The 18,047-nt window shown below is 60.0% G+C and carries 20 protein-coding genes and 1 tRNA gene; 9 read left to right on the plus strand and 12 right to left on the minus strand.

The genetic code is table 11. The annotated features are described in order from the left end of the window. Window positions 1-108, plus strand: a 108-nt coding sequence (locus HBR93_RS19395) for an IS3 family transposase (protein ID WP_146047486.1), incomplete at its 5' end; no start/stop codon positions are given. A 25-nt stretch (window positions 109-133) separates the two neighbouring features. Here the strand turns inward: HBR93_RS19395 and HBR93_RS19400 are convergent. The 5 genes from HBR93_RS19400 to HBR93_RS19420 form a co-directional block, all read right to left on the minus strand. Continuing rightward, a complete protein-coding gene (locus tag HBR93_RS19400; RefSeq protein ID WP_169960877.1) occupies window positions 134-1,108 on the minus strand; it encodes a biotin-dependent carboxyltransferase family protein in 975 nt (324 codons plus the stop codon). Then, window positions 1,105-1,977: an allophanate hydrolase subunit 1 gene (locus HBR93_RS19405; protein WP_120733391.1), complete on the minus strand. Its 873-nt coding sequence runs from the start codon at window positions 1,975-1,977 to the stop codon at window positions 1,105-1,107. The genes HBR93_RS19400 and HBR93_RS19405 overlap by 4 nt, the downstream gene beginning before the upstream one ends. Beyond that, window positions 1,974-3,347 (minus strand): acetyl-CoA carboxylase biotin carboxylase subunit, encoded by a 1,374-nt coding sequence (locus HBR93_RS19410; RefSeq protein WP_169960878.1) that lies wholly within the window; start codon window positions 3,345-3,347, stop codon window positions 1,974-1,976. Before HBR93_RS19410 ends, HBR93_RS19405 begins: the two co-directional genes overlap by 4 nt. Before the next feature lie 10 nt (window positions 3,348-3,357). Continuing rightward, complete coding sequence (locus HBR93_RS19415; RefSeq protein ID WP_057440886.1) at window positions 3,358-3,603, minus strand: acetyl-CoA carboxylase; 246 nt, start codon at window positions 3,601-3,603, stop codon at window positions 3,358-3,360. A 95-nt stretch (window positions 3,604-3,698) separates the two neighbouring features. After that, a complete protein-coding gene (locus tag HBR93_RS19420) occupies window positions 3,699-4,457 on the minus strand; it encodes a 5-oxoprolinase subunit PxpA (RefSeq protein WP_169960879.1) in 759 nt (252 codons plus the stop codon). Window positions 4,458-4,583: 126 nt separating this feature from the next. On the opposite strand from HBR93_RS19420, the gene HBR93_RS19425 reads away from it, so the two are divergent. Both HBR93_RS19425 and HBR93_RS19430 read left to right on the plus strand, forming a co-directional pair. Next, window positions 4,584-5,501: a LysR family transcriptional regulator gene (locus HBR93_RS19425; protein WP_057440882.1), complete on the plus strand. Its 918-nt coding sequence runs from the start codon at window positions 4,584-4,586 to the stop codon at window positions 5,499-5,501. 60 nt (window positions 5,502-5,561) lie between these two features. Beyond that, window positions 5,562-6,017, plus strand: coding sequence for a GNAT family N-acetyltransferase (locus tag HBR93_RS19430; RefSeq protein WP_169960880.1), 456 nt, complete (start codon window positions 5,562-5,564; stop codon window positions 6,015-6,017). Between the two features lie 582 nt (window positions 6,018-6,599). On the opposite strand, the gene HBR93_RS19435 is transcribed toward HBR93_RS19430, so the two are convergent. The 5 genes from HBR93_RS19435 to HBR93_RS19455 all read right to left on the minus strand — a co-directional run bounded on the left by HBR93_RS19435 (window position 6,600) and on the right by HBR93_RS19455 (window position 10,330). Then, window positions 6,600-6,675 (minus strand) — tRNA-Gly (locus HBR93_RS19435). Between the two features lie 63 nt (window positions 6,676-6,738). Then, window positions 6,739-7,299, minus strand: coding sequence for a CDP-diacylglycerol--glycerol-3-phosphate 3-phosphatidyltransferase (gene pgsA, locus HBR93_RS19440; protein ID WP_115128427.1), 561 nt, complete (start codon window positions 7,297-7,299; stop codon window positions 6,739-6,741). Between the two features lie 32 nt (window positions 7,300-7,331). Then, window positions 7,332-9,155 carry an excinuclease ABC subunit UvrC gene (uvrC, locus tag HBR93_RS19445; RefSeq protein WP_120734438.1) on the minus strand — a complete coding sequence of 608 codons (1,824 nt, stop codon included), beginning with the start codon at window positions 9,153-9,155 and terminating at the stop codon, window positions 7,332-7,334. Window positions 9,156-9,171: 16 nt separating this feature from the next. After that, window positions 9,172-9,813, minus strand: coding sequence for a UvrY/SirA/GacA family response regulator transcription factor (uvrY, locus tag HBR93_RS19450; protein ID WP_029293774.1), 642 nt, complete (start codon window positions 9,811-9,813; stop codon window positions 9,172-9,174). 151 nt (window positions 9,814-9,964) lie between these two features. Further along, a complete protein-coding gene (locus HBR93_RS19455; protein WP_115128428.1) occupies window positions 9,965-10,330 on the minus strand; it encodes a helix-turn-helix transcriptional regulator in 366 nt (121 codons plus the stop codon). Between the two features lie 81 nt (window positions 10,331-10,411). Here HBR93_RS19455 and HBR93_RS19460 point away from each other — a divergent pair, with 81 nt between their 5' ends. Further along, window positions 10,412-10,651 carry a DNA-binding protein gene (locus HBR93_RS19460; RefSeq protein ID WP_057440874.1) on the plus strand — a complete coding sequence of 80 codons (240 nt, stop codon included), beginning with the start codon at window positions 10,412-10,414 and terminating at the stop codon, window positions 10,649-10,651. Between the two features lie 36 nt (window positions 10,652-10,687). On the opposite strand, the gene HBR93_RS19465 is transcribed toward HBR93_RS19460, so the two are convergent. Both HBR93_RS19465 and HBR93_RS19470 read right to left on the minus strand, forming a co-directional pair. Then, entirely contained in the window at window positions 10,688-11,137 is a 450-nt protein-coding gene (locus tag HBR93_RS19465) for a GNAT family N-acetyltransferase (RefSeq protein WP_169960881.1), read from the minus strand. A 19-nt stretch (window positions 11,138-11,156) separates the two neighbouring features. Continuing rightward, window positions 11,157-11,906: a carbon-nitrogen hydrolase family protein gene (locus tag HBR93_RS19470; protein ID WP_169960882.1), complete on the minus strand. Its 750-nt coding sequence runs from the start codon at window positions 11,904-11,906 to the stop codon at window positions 11,157-11,159. Window positions 11,907-12,527: 621 nt separating this feature from the next. Here HBR93_RS19470 and HBR93_RS19475 point away from each other — a divergent pair. The 5 genes from HBR93_RS19475 (at window position 12,528) to HBR93_RS19495 (ending at window position 18,038) form a co-directional block, all read left to right on the plus strand. After that, window positions 12,528-13,598 (plus strand): 3-deoxy-7-phosphoheptulonate synthase, encoded by a 1,071-nt coding sequence (locus HBR93_RS19475; protein ID WP_169960883.1) that lies wholly within the window; start codon window positions 12,528-12,530, stop codon window positions 13,596-13,598. 80 nt (window positions 13,599-13,678) lie between these two features. Further along, window positions 13,679-13,960, plus strand: coding sequence for a peptidylprolyl isomerase (locus HBR93_RS19480; protein ID WP_057440868.1), 282 nt, complete (start codon window positions 13,679-13,681; stop codon window positions 13,958-13,960). A gap of 135 nt (window positions 13,961-14,095) precedes the next feature. Then, entirely contained in the window at window positions 14,096-15,955 is a 1,860-nt protein-coding gene (locus tag HBR93_RS19485; RefSeq protein WP_169960884.1) for an extracellular solute-binding protein, read from the plus strand. Next, the gene (locus HBR93_RS19490) at window positions 15,955-17,016 is read left to right on the plus strand and encodes a microcin C ABC transporter permease YejB (protein WP_057440862.1); all 1,062 of its coding nucleotides are present in this window, start codon (window positions 15,955-15,957) and stop codon (window positions 17,014-17,016) included. Before HBR93_RS19485 ends, HBR93_RS19490 begins: the two co-directional genes overlap by 1 nt. Continuing rightward, window positions 17,016-18,038, plus strand: a complete 1,023-nt coding sequence (locus HBR93_RS19495) for an ABC transporter permease (RefSeq protein WP_057959255.1) — start codon at window positions 17,016-17,018, stop codon at window positions 18,036-18,038. The genes HBR93_RS19490 and HBR93_RS19495 overlap by 1 nt, the downstream gene beginning before the upstream one ends. Window positions 18,039-18,047 lie beyond the last annotated feature (9 nt).

The raw sequence follows: 18,047 nt of genomic DNA on the forward strand, positions 1-18,047 counted from the left end.
GATTACATCGAGATGTTCTACAACCCAAAACGCCGCCATGGTTTCAACAATCAGCTGTCACCGGTAGAGTTTGAAAAACGTTACGCAATGAGCTTGCAAGGTGTCTAGAGAATCCGGGGCGATTCAGGCAGGATCAGGAAGGGAACAGCTTGCTCAGGCAGCTGAGTTTTTTCTTATAAGATCGTCGCGCTTCCAGCGCCTCTTCGAGGGTCACCGCAACAAAGCGGGCTTTCTGGTTGGGTTGCATCTGGCCGATCAAATCGAGGTCGGCGCTAATCACTGTGCCAATCATCGCGTAGCCGCCACCGGACACCGCATCACGGTGCAACACAATGGGTTCAAGCCCTGCGGGCACCTGGATCGAGCCGATCGGGTAGCAACTGTCGACGATGTTCGACGGATCGGAACCGGCGCCGAATGGCTGCTCGCGGGGCTGAAAGCTCAGCGCGCTGCCACCCTTGAAGCGATAGCCGATGCGGTCCGCTTCCGAACCGACCGTCCACGGTTCGGCGAAAAAGCTCTGCGCCGCCGATTCGGTCAAACGGTGGTAGTACAAACCGGGCACTACCCGCAGGGTGATTTCGCCCCCCAATGCTTGCCGTAACGCCATGGGCAAACTGGCCCCGGCGAGCCCCTTGCCACTGGCGATAGCGACCGGCAATTCGTCCCCCGCAATCAGCCGTCGCCCTTGAAAACCGCCGAGCGCACCGAGCGCGTAGGTGGATCGACTGCCGAGCACCACCGGCACATCAATGCCGCCGGCCACCGCCACATAAGTGCGGGCACCGGCCTTGGGAAAGTCAAAGCGCAGCACTTGCCCGGCCTTCACCGTGAACGCGGTGTCGTGGTGCATTTCCACGCCATCGACCCGTGGCGTCATGTGCGCGCCACTGACCGCCACCAGTGCATCCTGCTGAAACTCCAACTCAGGGCCCAGTAAGGTGCACTCCAGCGCCGCCGCTCCTGCGGAGTTGCCGACCAATTGATTGGCCACGCTCAAGGCGTATTGATCAAGAGCGCCGGACGGCGGAATGCCCAAGTGGTAATACCCTTCGCGGCCCAGGTCCTGCACAGAAGTGGCGAGGCCGGGTTTGAGGACCTTGATCATGCCAATACCTCCTGCAGCGACTTGGGATAGCCGACAGGATCGGCAAGGAACGCGTCCAGCGAAAACTCGACCGGTCGAATCCGCAGCTCGAAGCAACCGGCTTCCACTTCGGCGACCGCGTGGTCGTAGGCTTCGCGGTCCATCGGTTTGAACTGCACAATGTCGCCTGGACGGAAAAACACCATGTGTTCTTTCAGGTACGCAAGGTTCTGTTGCGGGTCGTAGATCGGCGCGGGCGTAACGCCAAACATCTGATAGCCGCCGGCGCCGCGCACCGAATAAATGCATCCAAAGCACCCCCCGTGGCCAAGGGTCAATTTTGGCGTGTCGGTGCGCGGGCGCAGGTATTTAGGCACTTGCAACTGGCGCTCACGCTCAACCATCTGGAACATGAACGGCAACCCGGCAACGAAGCCCACCATCGAGACAAACCACGGTGCGCCACTGTGGGCCGCGATGAATGCATCGACGTCGGCCAGGCCGTTGATGCGTGCGGCGTATTCCAGGTCCGTAGCGCTCGGGTCTTGATGGCGGTCGCGAAAACGCATCAGGGTTTCGTGGGTCCAGGGATCGTTATAGAGCACGGGGATCTCGATGATGCGCGTCTGCAACGTGCGTTCGGCGACGGCCCCGGCCTCGGCGATTTGTACCGCTTCGAGCAAGGTGTGAGGGGCGATGCGATCCGGGTCGAAACGAATCTGGAATGATGCGTTAGCCAGGCAGATATCGAGCACACCATCCAGAGCCAACCGTTCCACGGCGCGGGTGATGGCCAGTCCTTTGAAGAAGGCGTCCAAGGACATGCTGTCACTGACTTCGGCAAACAAATGTTCATCAGCGCCAAAGCTGTAGCGGACGGGAGTACTCATGATTCGCCTCCATTGCCGCGCTCGGCCAACCAGGTTTCCAGCGTGCCCGTGTGAAAGTCGGCGTTGTGCAACCAGGGTTGTTCCAGCAATTCGCCGTGCAACGCCAAGGTGTTGGCCATGCCGGTAAGCGTGGTGTTTGCCACCGCGACTCGCGCTCGGCCTAGGGCTTCAGCGCGATCCGCGCCGTGAACAATCAGTTTGGCCAGCAGCGAGTCGTAGTACGGCGGCACGCGATAGCCTGGATACAGATGCGTATCGACGCGAATGCCCTCGCCGTTCGGCCAGATCAGTTCCTCGACCAGGCCTGGACTCGGGAAGAAATCCCGCGCCGGGTCTTCGGCGTTCAGGCGCATTTGCAAGGCGGCGCCGTTGAGTCGGATGTCGCTCTGCTTGAAGCCGAGCGGCTCGCCGCCCGCGATGCGTAACATGGCCTGGACCAAGTCGATGCCGGTGATCAGTTCACTGACCGGGTGCTCCACTTGAATCCGCGTGTTCATCTCGATAAAGAAGAACTCCCCAGTGGCGTCGTCATACAGGTACTCCAGAGTACCGGCGCCCTTGTAGCCCAAAGATTCGGTCAGACGCACGGCGCTTTCGCAGAGGGTCTCTCGTTGCTGCTGGCTGAGGGCTGGCGACGGCGCCTCCTCAAAGATTTTCTGCCGGCGCCGTTGCAACGAGCATTCGCGCTCGAACAAATGCACGGCGTGATGACCGTCGCCCAGTACCTGCACTTCAATATGCCGGGCCTTACTGATAAACCGCTCCAGGTACACCGCTCCATTGCCGAACGCCGCTTGGGCTTCGCGCTGGGAACGGGGGAACTCTTCACTCAATTGCTCGGCATTTTCCGCCAGCCGAATACCGCGCCCGCCGCCACCGGCCGAAGCTTTGATCAGCAGCGGGAAACCAACGGATTCGGCAGCCTTGAGCGCCGATTCAACGTCGAACAGTTCACCCGGCGAACCCGGCACCACCGGTACGCCAGCGGCTTGCGCCGTGCGCCGAGCCTCGGCTTTATCGCCCATGCGCCGGATCGTCTCCGCGCTCGGGCCGACGAAAATGGCACCGGCAGACACGACTGCTTCGGCGAAATCGGCGTTCTCCGACAGAAAACCATAACCGGGATGCACTGCGTCGGCGCCCGTGGATTTCAAGGCACCGAGCAAGGCTTCTACGTTCAGGTAACTTTTGTCAGCACGGGCCGGGCCGAGAATGTGCACTTCATCGGCCATGCGCGCCGCCTGGGAGTCGACGTCCGCCTCGCTGCACGCCGCCACGGTGGGAATCCCGAGCGCCTTGGCGGCACGAATAATCCGCACCGCGATCTCGCCACGGTTGGCGATCAGTAATTTATGAATACCTTGGGTCATGATCGCGCCCTCACTCGACGTCGAGTGTTGCGATGACTTGACCCGGCTCCACCGGATCACCGTCTTCTACCAGGAATGCGCTGAGACGACCGGCCGTCCCGGCGGTCAGTTCGGAGAACTGCTTCATGACCTCGATCAGGCCAATCACCGTATCGGCGCTGACCTGAGCGCCCACTTCGACGTAGTTCGCCGATTCCGGAGTCGCTTTGCGGTAGAAGGACCCCGGCAACGGGGTGATTACACTGTGTTCGGCCATGTCTGTTCCTCTTGGAATAGTTGTAGAAAGGCAGGCAAAAAAGTACCTGGGTGGGCAAACCCAGACGTGTGTGTGCCAAGTATTTTTATTCGGTCTCAGCGCGGTGATCGGACCTCTATACACGCGTCATCAAGGGCACGACGCGTTGCTTCGACCAACGCCAGGGCGCCCGGCGTATCGCTGTGCAAACAGATGGAATCGAATTCAATCGCCAGGTCCTCGCCCTCGACGGTGCGCACCACGCCCAGTTGGCAAGCACGCAGCACTCGCTCGGCGACCTGGATCGGGTCGTAAGCCCGCACGTTGCGGGTGAAGACGATGGAGCCGCTGAGGTCGTATTCGCGGTCGGCGTAGAACTCGCGAATCACCGGTTGGCCAAGGTCCGTGGCAATCCGCCAGATCACGGAACCAGGCATGCAATACAGCAGCAACTCCGGCTCCAGACGCTGGAGGTTCTCCACCAGCAAAAGCGCAGCCTCTTCGTCCCGGGCCAGGTGCATGTAGAGCGCGCCGTGGGGCTTGATGTGTTGCAAGGCTACGCCCTGAACCCTGGCTAGCTCACGCAAGGCGCCTAACTGATAGAGCATGTCATCGACCAGTTCCTGGGCCGGCGCATTGATGTGCCGACGGCCAAAACCAACCAGGTCGCGAAACCCCGGATGCGCGCCGATAGCCACCCCCAAACGCTTGGCATGCTCGACGGTACGTCGCATGGTACTGGGGTCGCCAGCATGAAAACCGGTGGCGATGTTGGCCGAACTGATAAAGCCCATCAGCTCATTGTCGACGCCATCGCCGATGGTCCAAGGGCCAAACCCTTCGCCCATGTCCGAGTTGAAATCTACTGCCTGCATGACGCTTGCTCCCAACGCTTGTGACTTCTTGCAGGCCACGTTAGATTCCTCCTCTCCCCCTTGGGAAGATCTATTATCAGATAGGCTGTCTTCTGAAAAACAGATACGCGCTCACCAGGAGAGCCTATGTCACTGACCCTGCGCCAGATCCGCTATTTCGTCGCCACCGCCGAGATCGGGCAAATTTCTCAAGCGGCGATTCAGTTAAATATTTCCCAATCGGCCGTGACCACGGCGATCAAGGAGCTGGAAGGCATCCTCGGTACACTGTTGTTCCAGCGCTCGGCCCAGGGCATGAGCCTGACCGACGCCGGGCGGCACTTTTTGAATCGGGCCTACGTGATTTTGCGCAGCGTCGATGATGCGTTGAACAGCCCGTTGCCGGACATCCGCGCCAGTGGTGTATTGCGCTTGGCGGCAAGCTACACGGTGATCGGTTACTTCTTGCCGCACCACCTGCAACGGCTTGAGCATTGGCATCCGGACGTGGCCATCGAAGTGCACGAACAAGAACGCACGGCCATCGAGCAGGGTCTGTTGGAAGGTCGATTCGACATGGCAGTGGTGCTCACCGCGAACCTGACCCACCCGGACATCGTCTCGGAGACGCTCTTCAACTCCGAGCGCCGGCTATGGCTGCCCAGCGGCCATGCCCTTTGCGAGCGCTCGGCCGTGAGCCTCGCCGATGTGGCGCAAGAGCCCTACATTCTCCTGACCGTCGACGAAGCCGAACAAAGTGCAATGCGTTACTGGGAACTCGCAAACTTTCAGCCGGACGTCAAAGTGCGCACCAGTTCCGTCGAGGCGGTGCGCAGCATGGTAGCCAATGGTAACGGCGTTGCGATCCTCTCAGACCTGGTACACCGCCCTTGGTCGCTGGAAGGAAAGCGCATTGAAACCCTGACCATCTCCGATCAGGTGACCCCCATGAGCGTCGGCCTGGCGTGGCATCGCGAACGCGAATTCAGCTCGGCGATGCACGCATTTCGAAATTATTTCCACCACACATTTCTAACGCCCCAACAGCATTTCGCACGACGCTGAAAACCTGCGACCCTATCGTTGGGCATCCGTTTGATCACTAGGTACTCAAGGGAGAACGCTGTGGACTTAAGGATAGAGATAAATGAAGCGCCTCAAGAGGTCGACTACCAAGAAATTTTGGCTCCGTTACGCGAATATAACCAAGCAAAAACGGGGCTCATCGGCACTGAAAAACTTGCGATTTTAATCAAGGATGACCTGGGAGCCACGCACGGTGGGCTCTACGCAAATATTTCTGGGCAGTGGTTATTCGTTGATTTGCTGGTCGTACCTGAAGCTGCCCGAGGGCAGGGATTGGGCACGAAGTTGATAAACATGGCGCAAGAGCTGGCACGTAAAAAAGGCTGCCAAGGTATCTGGCTGGATACATTCTCTTTCCAAGCCCCGGACTTTTACCTGCGACTCGGCTTCAGCATATTTGGAGAGCTTAAGGATTACCCAGTCGTTGGATGCAACCGGTTTTTTATGCAGAAGCGATTTGACCTCAACGACAACCCGAGTCACATCGAAGCTTGAGGCGATGAAAGCAAGAACCTAAGCAAGGTGTGCTACCCGCACGCTTACCAACAAGCTTCAATCAATGCGGCATGCCCGGCCAGAATGTCGTGGGCGGTGCTGGCCAACCCGCCCCTGTTGCTTTCCTCAGGCAAAACGCTCCCACTCATGGCCATCTGTGCGCTGAGTAAGCCCCCTCTCATTCATAATGACCACCCGCCTTCGTTCAAGCGATCTCAATCCAGAACAGTAAACCCATGTGTCCGAACTCAAGGGTTCAATGGACCGTCGACCACGCCGGGATGACGATGCATAACAAACGCGTGCGCTTCTCTTCCACGGGGATCCGTTCAACTTGTCGGGCGTGAATAAATCATAGGAAAGCAAACCAATTCGCCCAAGGGCTGAGGCAAACAGATCTGATGATACTCGATGAATAAGGGCATCCATCCTGCAGCCAGAACGGGGGCGGCCTGTGATTTCACTCGATCTTCGCACCGGATGGTGCTGGATTTCAGTGATTCCCGCCGCAACGAAAAAAGGACCCGAAGGTCCTTATTTCAATCACTTGCAGAATTCAGTGGAGCTCTGCAGTGCTATGTTTGGAGCGGGAAACGAGACTCGAACTCGCGACCCCGACCTTGGCAAGGTCGTGCTCTACCAACTGAGCTATTCCCGCGTCTTGGTGATGCGCATTCTATAGAATCCTCACCAGCCGTCAACCCCTTGATTCAAAAAAGTTTTATTTCTTTTCCACGGTCGTGCGCAGATGGGGCCAGGCGGCGCGCAGGTATTGCAGCATGGACCACAGGGTCAGGCCGGCGGCGATCAGTAGCAAGGCATAACCCAGCAGCACCCAGAAGGTGAAGTTCGACGGGTTGGCCAGCAGGATGACCAGCGCCAGCATCTGCGCAGCGGTTTTCCATTTGCCCATGTTGGACACGGCCACGTGGGCGCGTGCGCCGATTTCGGCCATCCATTCGCGCAAGGCCGAGACGACGATCTCGCGACCGATGATCACGGCGGCCGGCAGGGTCAGCCACAGGTTGCCGTGCTCCTGCACGAGCAGCACCAGCGCCACCGCAACCATCAGCTTGTCGGCCACGGGGTCGAGGAACGCGCCAAACGGCGTGCTTTGCTCCAGGCGTCGTGCCAGGTAGCCGTCCAGCCAGTCGGTCGCGGCCGCGAAGGCAAAGACCGAACTGGAGGCCATGTAGCTCCAATCATAAGGCAGGTAAAACAGCAAAATGAAAATCGGAATGAGCAGGACGCGTAGAACGGTGATCAGATTAGGGATATTCATCGGCACAACTGGCTACGAGGTGAGAAGGCATTCTACTCGCTGTGTAGGTTTGCATAAATCAACTCAGCGAGCTTTTTACTGATTCCGGGGGCTTTGGCTATTTCTTCAATGCTGGCACGGGACAATTCCTGCAATCCACCAAAATGTTTCAACAGTTCGCGTCGCCGCTTTGGCCCTACCCCCGCCACCCCTTCCAGGGTGGAGGTACGCCGGGTTTTACCACGGCGGGCGCGGTGACCGGTAATGGCAAAACGGTGGGCTTCATCGCGAATCTGCTGAATCAGGTGCAATGCCGGTGAATCGCCCTTCAAAGTGAACTCATGGGCCGCATCATTCAAGTACAACGTTTCGAAACCGGCCTTGCGCGTCGTGCCCTTGGCCACGCCGAGCAGGATCAGGTCGGGCACCGCCAGCTCGTTGAGCACGTCACGGGCCATGGATAACTGGCCCTTGCCGCCGTCCACCAGCAGGATATCCGGCAGCTTGCCCTCGCCGTCCTTCAATTTGCTGAAGCGCCGGGTCAGGGCCTGGTGCATGGCCGCATAGTCATCGCCTGGGGTGACGCCTTCGATGTTATAGCGTCGATAATCGGACTTGATCGGCCCTTCGGGGCCAAAGACCACGCAGGACGCCACGGTCGCCTCGCCGCTGGAATGGCTGATGTCGTAGCACTCCAGGCGTTGCGGTGGCTCGTCAAGCTTGAGCACGTCGGCCAGCGCTTCAAAGCGTGCGGCAACATGCTGGCGGTTGGCCAGGCGCGCGCTCAGGGCCTGTTCGGCGTTGGTCACCGCCAGTTGCTGCCAGCGCGCACGGGTGCCGCGCACGCGGTGGCTGATGTCCAGCTCGCGGCCGCGCAGGGCGTGAATGGCGTCAATCAATGCGGGGAAGTCTTCGTGAACCACGTTGACGATCAGTTCACCCGGCAAGTCGCGCTCGGGGCTGCTGACGTAGTACTGGCCGAGAAACGCGGCCATGACCTCGGCCACTTCCTCCTCGATCCCGGTCTGGGGAAAGAAGTTCTTGCTGCCCAGCACCCGGCCACCACGCACGCTGATCAGGTGCACACAAGCCCCGCCCGGATTGACGAAGGCCGCAATCACGTCGACATCACCGGTACCGCCTTCCATGCTCTGCTGGTCCTGCACCCGTCGCAACAGGGACACCTGGTCACGCAGTTCGGCGGCCCGCTCGAAGTCCAGGACACTGGCTGCCTGCTCCATGGCGCCGGACAGTTCGTCGGCCAGGGCGTTGCTGCGCCCTTCGAGGAACATCACCGAGTGACGTACGTCTTCGGCATATTCCTGAGGCTCGACCAGCCCGACGCAGGGCGCCTTGCAACGCTTGATCTGGTATTGCAGGCACGGGCGGGTGCGGTTCTTGTAGAAGCTGTCTTCGCACTGGCGCACGAAGAAGGTCTTTTGCAGCAGGCTCAGGCTCTCGCGGATCGCCCCGGCGCTGGGGTAAGGGCCAAAATACTTGCCCTTGTGCTTCTTCGCCCCGCGATGGATGCTCAGGCGCGGAAAGTCACCGTCCGACAGAAACACATACGGGTAGGACTTATCGTCACGCAGCAGAATATTGTAGGGCGGCCGCCATTCCTTGATCAGCGTCTGCTCAAGCAGCAGCGCCTCGGTTTCATTGGCCGTGATGGTGGTTTCGACCTGGGCGATACGCCCCACCAGAGCGGCCGTCTTCGGCGCCAGGCCGGTTTTGCGGAAGTAGCTGGCCAGGCGCTTCTTGAGGTTCTTGGCCTTGCCCACGTACAGCAGGCGCGCCTCGCTGTCGAACATGCGATACACGCCAGGCCGGCCGCTGCAGGTCGCAAGAAATGCACTCGGATCAAACACGGTGTTTATTTCAGAGGCTTGCATTTCAGGCGCTGGCGTCCACCATGCCGTGGCGAACCGCGAGCAAGGTCAGTTCAACATCACTGCTGATGGATAGCTTCTCGAAAATTCGATAACGGTAGGTGTTCACGGTTTTTGGCGACAGGCAAAGCTTGTCGGAAATCGACTGAACCTTCTGGCAGCCGACGATCATCAGGGCGATCTGAATCTCGCGCTCGGACAAGGCATCAAACGGCGAGTCGCTGACTGGCTGAAACGACTTGATCGCCAATTGCTGGGCAATCTGCGGACTGATGTAGCGCTGGCCGGCAAATACCAGGCGGATAGCCTGGACCATTTCCGCGAGCCCTGCGCCTTTTGTCAGATAACCTGCTGCGCCAGCTTGCAGAAGCCGGGTAGGAAAAGGGTCTTCTTCGCAGACCGTAACAACCACGACCTTGATGTCCGGATGACTGCGCAACAGTTTGCAGGTCGCACCAAGACCACCAATCCCCGGCATCTTGACGTCCATCAAGACCACATCGGGTTTCAATTCACGCGCTTTGATCAGGGATTCCTCCCCCGACTCGGCCTGACCGACTACTTGCAGGCCATCGATGTCAGCCAGCATTCGTGTAATGCCTGTACGAACGAGATCATGGTCATCGACTACTAGCACCCTAATCAAGCAGACACCTCGCGAAATGGTCTTATAGGTTGCTGAACACCTTAGCAAAAAACCAAGGCACAGACCTAGCTGAACGCGTCATATATATAGAGTTTCAATACACTACGAACGCCTGCCGAACGGCAGGCGGGGGTGTTTCCTGGGCAAAAGGTCAGGATTCCTTGAGGATCGACCGGGGTTTTCCACTCGCCACTGAGGAATGCTCTGCCAAGGTGTTGGTCAGTCTACGGATTGCATCCTGGTCCTCTTTAAACATCGCACGGTAGTTACCCAAGACCTTTTCTTCGATCTGGCTCAGGTTGTCCAAGTGGACAGGCGTCGGGCTACCTGTCAAAACAAACAGAATATCGACACCTTTCTCTGCCACGCGGGATAGGTAATCGGCCTTCGGCGCGCGCCCACCGCTTTCGTATTTCCCCTGCGCGTTAGCCTCCACACCTCCTATTTCACCAAAAACCTTTTGCGACAAGCCAAGTCGCTCTCTTTCTTGCCTTAAGCGCGAACCTATTCCACTCATTTGGATGTAATATCCTTTATGGCACACCCCAAGAGGTGACGACGTCATCTCGTTTTGCACAAACTTGAACGGTTTTGAACTATGCCCGGAATCCGTACTGCTGCACAAGCCAAAGCCTGGCTGGAACATCAAGGCAAATCGGTTCAGGCATTCGCCAGGGAACATGGCGTGGACCCGGCGACCACCTATCAAGTGCTCGCTGGGCGCAAAAAGGGGCGGCGTGGAGAAGCCCATAAGGTGGCGGTCCTTCTGGGCATGAAAGAGGGGATCATCCTTAACGAGGCGCAAAGCCTGTGCAATGATCAGGAGATCGGCTCCTAAAGAGCAGTATGCACCGATTCAAGTTGAGCGCGAGGTTTACCGGGACAACTGCGCTGACAGACAAACAGACTCCATCCGCCAGAAACAGCCCTCCTCACCGACAATACTCAGGCCCTGGCGCTGATACAGCCTTTTGGCCGGATTGGTCTTGAACACCGTCAATCGCAAATAACCCCGGCTTTCGGCCCGAGCCTTGGCGAACATCTGCTCCAGCACCCAACTGCCCGCGCCCTGGCGGCGAAAATCCTCGAGCATGTGCAGCTCGCGAATATACAGCGCGTTGTCATCCCGGCTCAGACTGACGAACCCCACCAACTTGTCCTCTTGGCAAATCAACCAGTTTTCCCGCCCGGCCCAGGCGGTGTCGAAGCCTTTGTCGGACCATGTCAGATCGTACTGCCGATAGTAATGGCCCATCGCCTGATGAGTCAGGCTGCGTGCAAAGGCCAAGTGCTGATCCGATGCGGCCTTGAGGGTGAATGCCATCGCGGCGTGCTCCATTGCGTTACAGAACGACCTGCCAACCACTCCAATTGCCAGCCTCCCTGCGGGCTATTACCAAGGCGTCGCCCACCCCCGGCGCAGTCGCAATCAACTCGCCATCAGGCCCCCAGATAGCACTGCGCCCGGCACACGCCCAGCCACCGGACGGCCCGCCATGATTGGCCATCAGCACCACCATCGAGTGTTCGCTGGCGTACCCCTGAAGCAACGCACTATCTGCGGCGTAACCGCCCTCGCTGATCAATACACCCGCTGCATAGACTGTAGCCCCAAGCGCCGCCGCATCACGCGGATGGCTGGCGTGGGAAAAGTCAGCGCAAACCGCCAGGGCAATCCGGTCCTCGCCCCACACCAACGCCTTGCCACCCGAGCCCGGCACAAATGCCGCGTCTTCACCGGGGTGCAGATGCTGCTTGCTGTACACCGCCAATGAGCCATCCGCCGCCAACACCAGCGCTCCAATCAACACCCCGCTGCTCGACGCCAAGCGAATCGGCATGCCCACCACCACCGTCATCTGCAGCTCACGCGCCAGCTCTCGCAGGGGCGCAAGCACCGTATCGTCCGGCGCAATCGCCAGCTCCTGCGCCAGCGCGGGCTCGTAACCGGTCAGGGACAACTCCGCAAACACCAGCAGTTGTACGCCGTGCTCGGCGGCCGCAACCATCAACGCCAGGTGACGCTGGATATTGGCCGCCAGGTCGCCAGCAATGGAACAGGTCTGGGCACTGGCAATAATCAAAGCGGTCATGCTCGCATCCTGGCAATCATTGGGACTATCCATCCAGCATATCGGGACTTGCGCCATAGCGCTAAGTCGCTCATCGCGATAGAAATTACTGATTGAATCCAGCGGCATCCCTCAGTTAAGCTCCACCCCATCATTTGGAGAAACACCATGTTGCCACTCACTCTCACCCAGGCCTGCCCTACTGCCAACGCCCAGCGTTCGGTCGTGGCTACCCGCGTGAACGGTTTGAGCGCACTGGTCAGCTTTTATTTTGGGTATTGGTTTAGCCACTGGCGCGCCTGATACCTGAAATCGGCGCCCACTACTCAAGGGGTCGCCTGCCAGAGAAATCTAACCCCCGGTCGGCTCCCCGACCGGGGGTTTTGTTTTTCCAGCCCTGAACAATTTTTGCTACACACCGAACTTAAAGGAAATCACACCATGAACTTCACCACTTATTACCGTTACGACACCTGCACCGCCTGGCGATTTAGCAAGCTCCGTTCGGGACAGCCTGCCGCCTCCGATCGGTCACCTATTGGTGGCAAGCCAACACACGCAGCCAATACGGCCAATTGTCGAACACCCCAGTAGGGCAGAGCGCGCGGGAACAGCCCGCCGCTTGCCCAGGAAGCACAAATCATGAACTCCTCTATCGCCGCACTGCCCGTTACCACCCTGTCCAGCGCCAATGAAGCGCTGACCCAGCGTTTGCCCAGCGCCCTTGAGCTCAAGCACCAATTGCCCCTGAGCCCGTTCCTGACCGAGCAAGTCAACGCTCATCGCCAGGCCATCCGCGCGATTCTCAATGGTCAAGACTCCCGCCTGCTCGTCATCGTCGGCCCCTGCTCGATCCATGATCCCGAATCCGCCATGGAATACGCGCGCAATCTGAAGAAGCTGGCCAATGACGTCAGTGACCAGATGCTGCTGGTGATCCGCGCCTACGTCGAAAAACCGCGCACCACCATCGGCTGGAAAGGCCTGGCCTACGACCCGCACCTGGATGGCAGCGATGACATGGCCGCCGGCCTCACGCTGTCGCGGGAACTGATGCGCGAAATGCTGCGCCTGGGCCTGCCGGTCGCCACCGAACTGTTGCAACCGATGGCCGCCGGCTACTTCGACGATGTGCTCAGTTGGGTGGCCATTGGCGCCCGCACCACCGAATCGCAGATCCACCGGGAAATGGCCAGCGGCCTGGGCATGCCCGTCGGCTTCAAGAACGGTACCGACGGCGGCGTAGCCATCGCCTGTGACGCCATGCGTTCGGCGGCCCACCCGCACCGCCACTTCGGCGTCGACAGCCAGGGCCATCCGGCGATCATCCAGACCCCGGGCAACGCCGACACCCACCTGGTGTTGCGCGGCGGCCACCGTGGCCCGAACTACGATCGCCAGAGCGTGGCCCAGGTCAAGACCGACCTGGCCAAAAGCAAAGTGGCCACGCGGATCATGGTCGATTGCAGCCACGCCAACAGCGGCAAGGACCCGATGCGCCAACCGGCGGTATTCAATGACGTGCTGGAGCAACGCTTGCAGGGCGACACCTCGCTGATCGGCATGATGCTGGAGAGTCATTTGTTCGAAGGCTGCCAGCCGCTCAGCCCGTCGATGCGCTACGGCGTCTCGGTGACCGACGGCTGCCTGGGTTGGGACGGGACTGAGCAGTTGCTGCGTGAAGCAGCCGCACGTCTGCGCGATCGAGCCTGATGTAAATCAGTGGAACTTTGCCGGGAAATAACCGCCTGAATCCGGTACGCTCACCTTTTTTATTCAAGGAGTTACCCACCATGGCCAAAGCCACCGCCCGTCACATCCTGGTTGCCACCGAAGACAAGTGCAACGAACTGAAAGCCCAGATCGAAGGCGGCGCTGATTTCGCAGTAGTCGCCAAAGCCAACTCCAGCTGCCCATCGAGCCGCGACGGCGGCAACCTGGGTTCGTTCGGTCCTGGCCAGATGGTCAAGGAATTCGACGCGGTCGTATTCAGCGCACCGGTCAATACCGTGCAAGGCCCAGTGAAAACCCAGTTCGGTTATCACCTGCTGGAAGTGACCAGCCGCCAGGACTGATCCACGTCTTCGCAGCACTCAACGGCCCGCCTTTTGGTGGGCCGTTGTGTTTGCGGGGTCGCCAGGTGACTGGCGACCCGCGCACGGTTAGGGTACAAGTCCCCTTCCTTCTTCACCCGGTGCTCAAGGCTGATAATGCGACTGGACTTCCTCACGTTCGTTGGCTCTACCCTGGCCCTGCTGCTGGCGAGTACCGCCTCGTTCGCAGCCCCGCAACATGCATTGACCGTCTACGGCGAGCCTGCCAAGTACCCTGCCGGCTTCAGCCATTTTGACTATGTAAACCCCGACGCCCCCAAGGGCGGCAGCCTCAAGCGCTCGGCCCTCGAGGTCGGCCGCTTCGACCATGTGCTGCCGTATATCGACAAAGGCATCGGCGTCAGCCAGTTGGACGGCTGGGTGTATTCGCCCCTGGCCTACCGCTCACTGGATGAGCCCTATACCGTCTACGGCCTGGTCGCGCAAAAGATGGAGCGCGCCGAGGACGGCCTGTACCTGCGATTTTTCCTCAACCCCAAGGCACGTTTTGCCGACGGCAAGCCGATCACCGCAGAAGATGTGCGCTACAGCTTCAACCTGCTGATGACCCAGGGCAGCCTGCGCTTTCGCACACTGTTTGCCGACGTCAAGCACGTCGAGGTCGAAGGCCCGCTGCAAGTGCGCTTTGACTTCGCCAGCAATGAAAACCGCACCCTACCCCTGGATCTCGCGACCCTGCCGGTGTTCCCCGAGCATTGGTGGAAGAGCCGCGACTTTGCCAATGGTGGCGGCTATGAAGCGCCTCTGGGCAGCGGCCCGTACAAGGTCAGCAAAATCAATGCCGGCAGTACCATCACCTTCCAGCGCGATCCCGACTGGTGGGGCAAGGACTTGCCCGTCAGCCGCGGCCTGTACAACTTCGACCGCCTGAGCCTGGAGTACTTTGGCGATACCGAAGTCGCGCGCCAGGTCCTGCGCGGCGGTGCCTACGACTTCAATCGCGAGTTCTCCGCCACCGGCTATTCCATCGGCTACAACGGCCCGGCCCTGGACGATGGCCGCCTGCAACGCGCGCACCTGGCCAAACACGCCCCACAAACGGCCCAGGGCTATGTGTTCAATGTGCAAAAACCGATGTTCCAGGACCGCCGCGTGCGCCAGGCCCTGGCCATGCTCTGGGATTTCGAGTGGGCCAACCGGCAGATGATGCGCAATCTGTATATCCGCCAGCAAAGCTACTTTTCCAACAGCCCGCTGGCCGCCACTCAATTGCCCGACGCCCAGGAGCTGGCGATTCTCGAACCCCTGCGCGGGCAGATCCCCGACGAAGTCTTTACCCAGGTGTTCAAGGCGCCGACCACCGACGGCAGCGGCATGATCCGCGACAAGCAGCTACAAGCCCTGGCCCTGCTGGAAGACGCCGGCTGGACGCCCAAGGGCGACAAACTGGTGAATGCCGCCGGCGAGCCCCTGGAGTTCACCTTCCTCAATGTGCAAAACGGCCTGGAACGCCTGCTGCTGCCCTATAAACGCAACCTGGCGCAGATCGGCATCACCCTCAACATCCGGCGCATCGACTCGTCCCAGTACGTCAACCGCCTGATGACCCGGGACTACGACATGATCGTCACCGGCTTCCCGGTCACCACCTCGCCGGGTATGGAGCTGTACAACTACTTCGGTTCGTCTTCGGCGTTCGACCCGGGCAGCAACAACTACATCGTCCTGCAAAACCCGGCGGTCGATACCCTGGTCACCGGCCTGGTACGCGCCACCACCCAGGCACAGATGCTCAGCTACGCCCATGCCCTGGACCGGGTGCTGCAATGGAATTACTACTGGATCCCCAATTACTACCCGCCCGGCACCTCGGCGGCGTGGTGGAACCGCTTCGGTCGCCCGGCCATCGAGGCCAGCAACGACGAGGCACTGGAATCGTGGTGGGAAGTCAGCCCCACGCCACTGACCAATGAGCAGATGAAAGCCGAACTGAGCAAGCTGCGAGGTGCCCACTGATGTTTGCCTATATCGTGCGGCGCCTGCTGCTGATCATCCCGACCCTGGTGATTATCCTGCTGGTGAACTTTGTGATCGTCCAGGCCGCGCCCGGCGGGCCGGTGGAGCAAGCCATCGCCCACTTGCAGGGGATTGGCGGCGGGGGCGTCGGCGGCTCGGCCGGCGACGGCGTCAGCAGTGGCTCCCGCGCCAGTCGCGGCCTTGACCCCAAGCTGATCAAGGACATCGAAAAACAATACGGCTTCGACAAATCCGCCCCCGAACGCCTGTGGCTGATGCTCAAGAACTACGCCCAGCTGGATTTCGGCAACAGCTTCTTTCGCGGCGCCACGGTGATCGACCTGATCCTGGAAAAGTTGCCGGTGACCCTTTCCCTCGGCCTCTGGGCAACCCTGATCACCTACCTGGTGTCGATCCCCCTGGGGATCCGCAAGGCGGTGCGCCACGGCAGCAGTTTCGATGTATGGAGCAGCACCGCCATCGTCATTGGCTACGCGATGCCGGCCTTCCTGTTTGCGATGTTTTTGATCGTGGTCTTTGCCGGCGGCAGCACCTTGAACTGGTTCCCGGTGCGCGGCCTGGTGTCGGAGAACTTCGAGCAACTGAGCACCCTGGGCAAGATCGCCGATTACTTCTGGCACCTGGTGCTGCCGGTCAGCGCCCTGGTGATCGGTGGATTCGCCACCTTGACCATCCTCACCAAAAACTCGTTCCTCAATGAAATCACGCGTCAGTACGTGGTCACGGCACGCGCCAAAGGCCTGAGCGAGCGGCGCGTGCTCTACGGCCATGTGTTTCGCAACGCCATGCTGCTGGTGATCTCCGGGATCCCCCAGGCGTTTATCAGTGTGTTCTTCGCCGGCTCGCTGCTGATCGAGGTGATCTTCTCCCTCGACGGTCTGGGCCGCATGAGCTACGAAGCCGCGGTGTCGCGGGACTATCCGGTGGTGTTTGGTTCGCTGTTTATCTTCACCCTGTTTGGCCTGCTGATAAAACTGATCGGCGACCTCTGCTACACCCTGGTGGACCCGCGTATCGACTTCGCCGCGAGGAACGCCTGATGCTCAATCTGTCTCCTGTAGCCCGTCGCCGCTTCGAACGTTTCAAGCAAAACCGCCGGGGCTGGTGGTCGCTGTGGCTGTTTATCGGCCTGTTTATCCTGACCCTGGGCGGCGAGTTGATCGCCAACGACAAACCCCTGGTGCTCAGCTATCAGGACCAGTTGTATTTCCCGGTGTTCAAGCGCTACACCGAGCAGCAGTTCGGCGGGCAACTGCCATTCCAGGCCGACTACCGCAGTGACTACGTGCAGCAACTGATCAAGCAAGACGGCGGCTGGATGCTGTTCCCGCCGATACCCTTCAGCGACGACACACCCAACTACGAGCTGACCCGCCCGGCCCCCAGCCCGCCGTCCACGGTGAACTGGCTGGGCACCGACGACCAGTCCCGCGATGTGCTGGCGCGGGTGATCTTCGGCGCGCGAGTGTCGATCCTGTTCGCCCTCGGCCTGACCCTGATCAGCGCCGTCATCGGCATTGCCGCCGGCGCCTTGCAGGGCTATTACGGCGGCTGGGTCGACCTGCTCGGCCAGCGCATCCTTGAAGTGTGGTCGGGGCTGCCGGTCCTGTACCTGCTGATCATCCTCTCGGGGTTTGTCGAGCCGAACTTCTGGTGGCTGCTGGGGATCATGGCGCTGTTTTCCTGGCTGGCCCTGGTGGATGTGGTGCGTGCCGAGTTCCTGCGCGGGCGCAACCTGGAGTACGTGAAAGCCGCACGCGCCCTGGGCCTGGGCGACGCCAAGATCATTCGCCGGCACATCCTGCCGAACGCGATGACCGCCACCCTGAGCTATCTGCCTTTTATCCTGACCGGGGCGATTTCCACCCTCAGCGCCCTGGACTTTCTCGGCTTCGGCATGCCGGCGGGGAGCGCGTCCCTCGGTGAGTTGATCGCCCAGGGCAAGCAGAACCTGCAAGCACCGTGGCTCGGGCTCACGGCCTTTTTCACCCTGGCGCTGATTCTGTCGCTGCTGGTATTTATCGGCGAGGCGCTGCGTGACGCCTTCGACCCACGATCATGAAGGGCGATG

It is taken from the genome of Pseudomonas sp. WS 5411, from assembly GCF_012985595.1.
GTDB classification, from domain to species: Bacteria; Pseudomonadota; Gammaproteobacteria; order Pseudomonadales; family Pseudomonadaceae; genus Aquipseudomonas; species Aquipseudomonas shahriarae.

Bases quoted from the DNA above. Each gene is read 5' to 3' on its own strand.
- HBR93_RS19480 (WP_057440868.1), top strand. From the start codon at position 13,679: ATGGCCAAAGCCACCGCCCGTCACATCCTGGTTGCCACCGAAGACAAG.
- HBR93_RS19415 (WP_057440886.1), bottom strand. From the start codon at position 3,603: ATGGCCGAACACAGTGTAATCACCCCGTTGCCGGGGTCCTTCTACCGC.
- HBR93_RS19470 (WP_169960882.1), bottom strand. From the start codon at position 11,906: ATGACCGCTTTGATTATTGCCAGTGCCCAGACCTGTTCCATTGCTGGC.
- HBR93_RS19465 (WP_169960881.1), bottom strand. From the start codon at position 11,137: ATGGCATTCACCCTCAAGGCCGCATCGGATCAGCACTTGGCCTTTGCA.
- HBR93_RS19490 (WP_057440862.1), top strand. From the start codon at position 15,955: ATGTTTGCCTATATCGTGCGGCGCCTGCTGCTGATCATCCCGACCCTG.
- HBR93_RS19425 (WP_057440882.1), top strand. From the start codon at position 4,584: ATGTCACTGACCCTGCGCCAGATCCGCTATTTCGTCGCCACCGCCGAG.
- HBR93_RS19460 (WP_057440874.1), top strand. From the start codon at position 10,412: ATGCCCGGAATCCGTACTGCTGCACAAGCCAAAGCCTGGCTGGAACAT.
- pgsA (WP_115128427.1), bottom strand. From the start codon at position 7,299: ATGAATATCCCTAATCTGATCACCGTTCTACGCGTCCTGCTCATTCCG.
- HBR93_RS19485 (WP_169960884.1), top strand. From the start codon at position 14,096: ATGCGACTGGACTTCCTCACGTTCGTTGGCTCTACCCTGGCCCTGCTG.
- HBR93_RS19495 (WP_057959255.1), top strand. From the start codon at position 17,016: ATGCTCAATCTGTCTCCTGTAGCCCGTCGCCGCTTCGAACGTTTCAAG.
- HBR93_RS19420 (WP_169960879.1), bottom strand. From the start codon at position 4,457: ATGCAGGCAGTAGATTTCAACTCGGACATGGGCGAAGGGTTTGGCCCT.
- HBR93_RS19405 (WP_120733391.1), bottom strand. From the start codon at position 1,977: ATGAGTACTCCCGTCCGCTACAGCTTTGGCGCTGATGAACATTTGTTT.
- HBR93_RS19475 (WP_169960883.1), top strand. From the start codon at position 12,528: ATGAACTCCTCTATCGCCGCACTGCCCGTTACCACCCTGTCCAGCGCC.
- HBR93_RS19400 (WP_169960877.1), bottom strand. From the start codon at position 1,108: ATGATCAAGGTCCTCAAACCCGGCCTCGCCACTTCTGTGCAGGACCTG.
- HBR93_RS19410 (WP_169960878.1), bottom strand. From the start codon at position 3,347: ATGACCCAAGGTATTCATAAATTACTGATCGCCAACCGTGGCGAGATC.
- HBR93_RS19455 (WP_115128428.1), bottom strand. From the start codon at position 10,330: ATGAGTGGAATAGGTTCGCGCTTAAGGCAAGAAAGAGAGCGACTTGGC.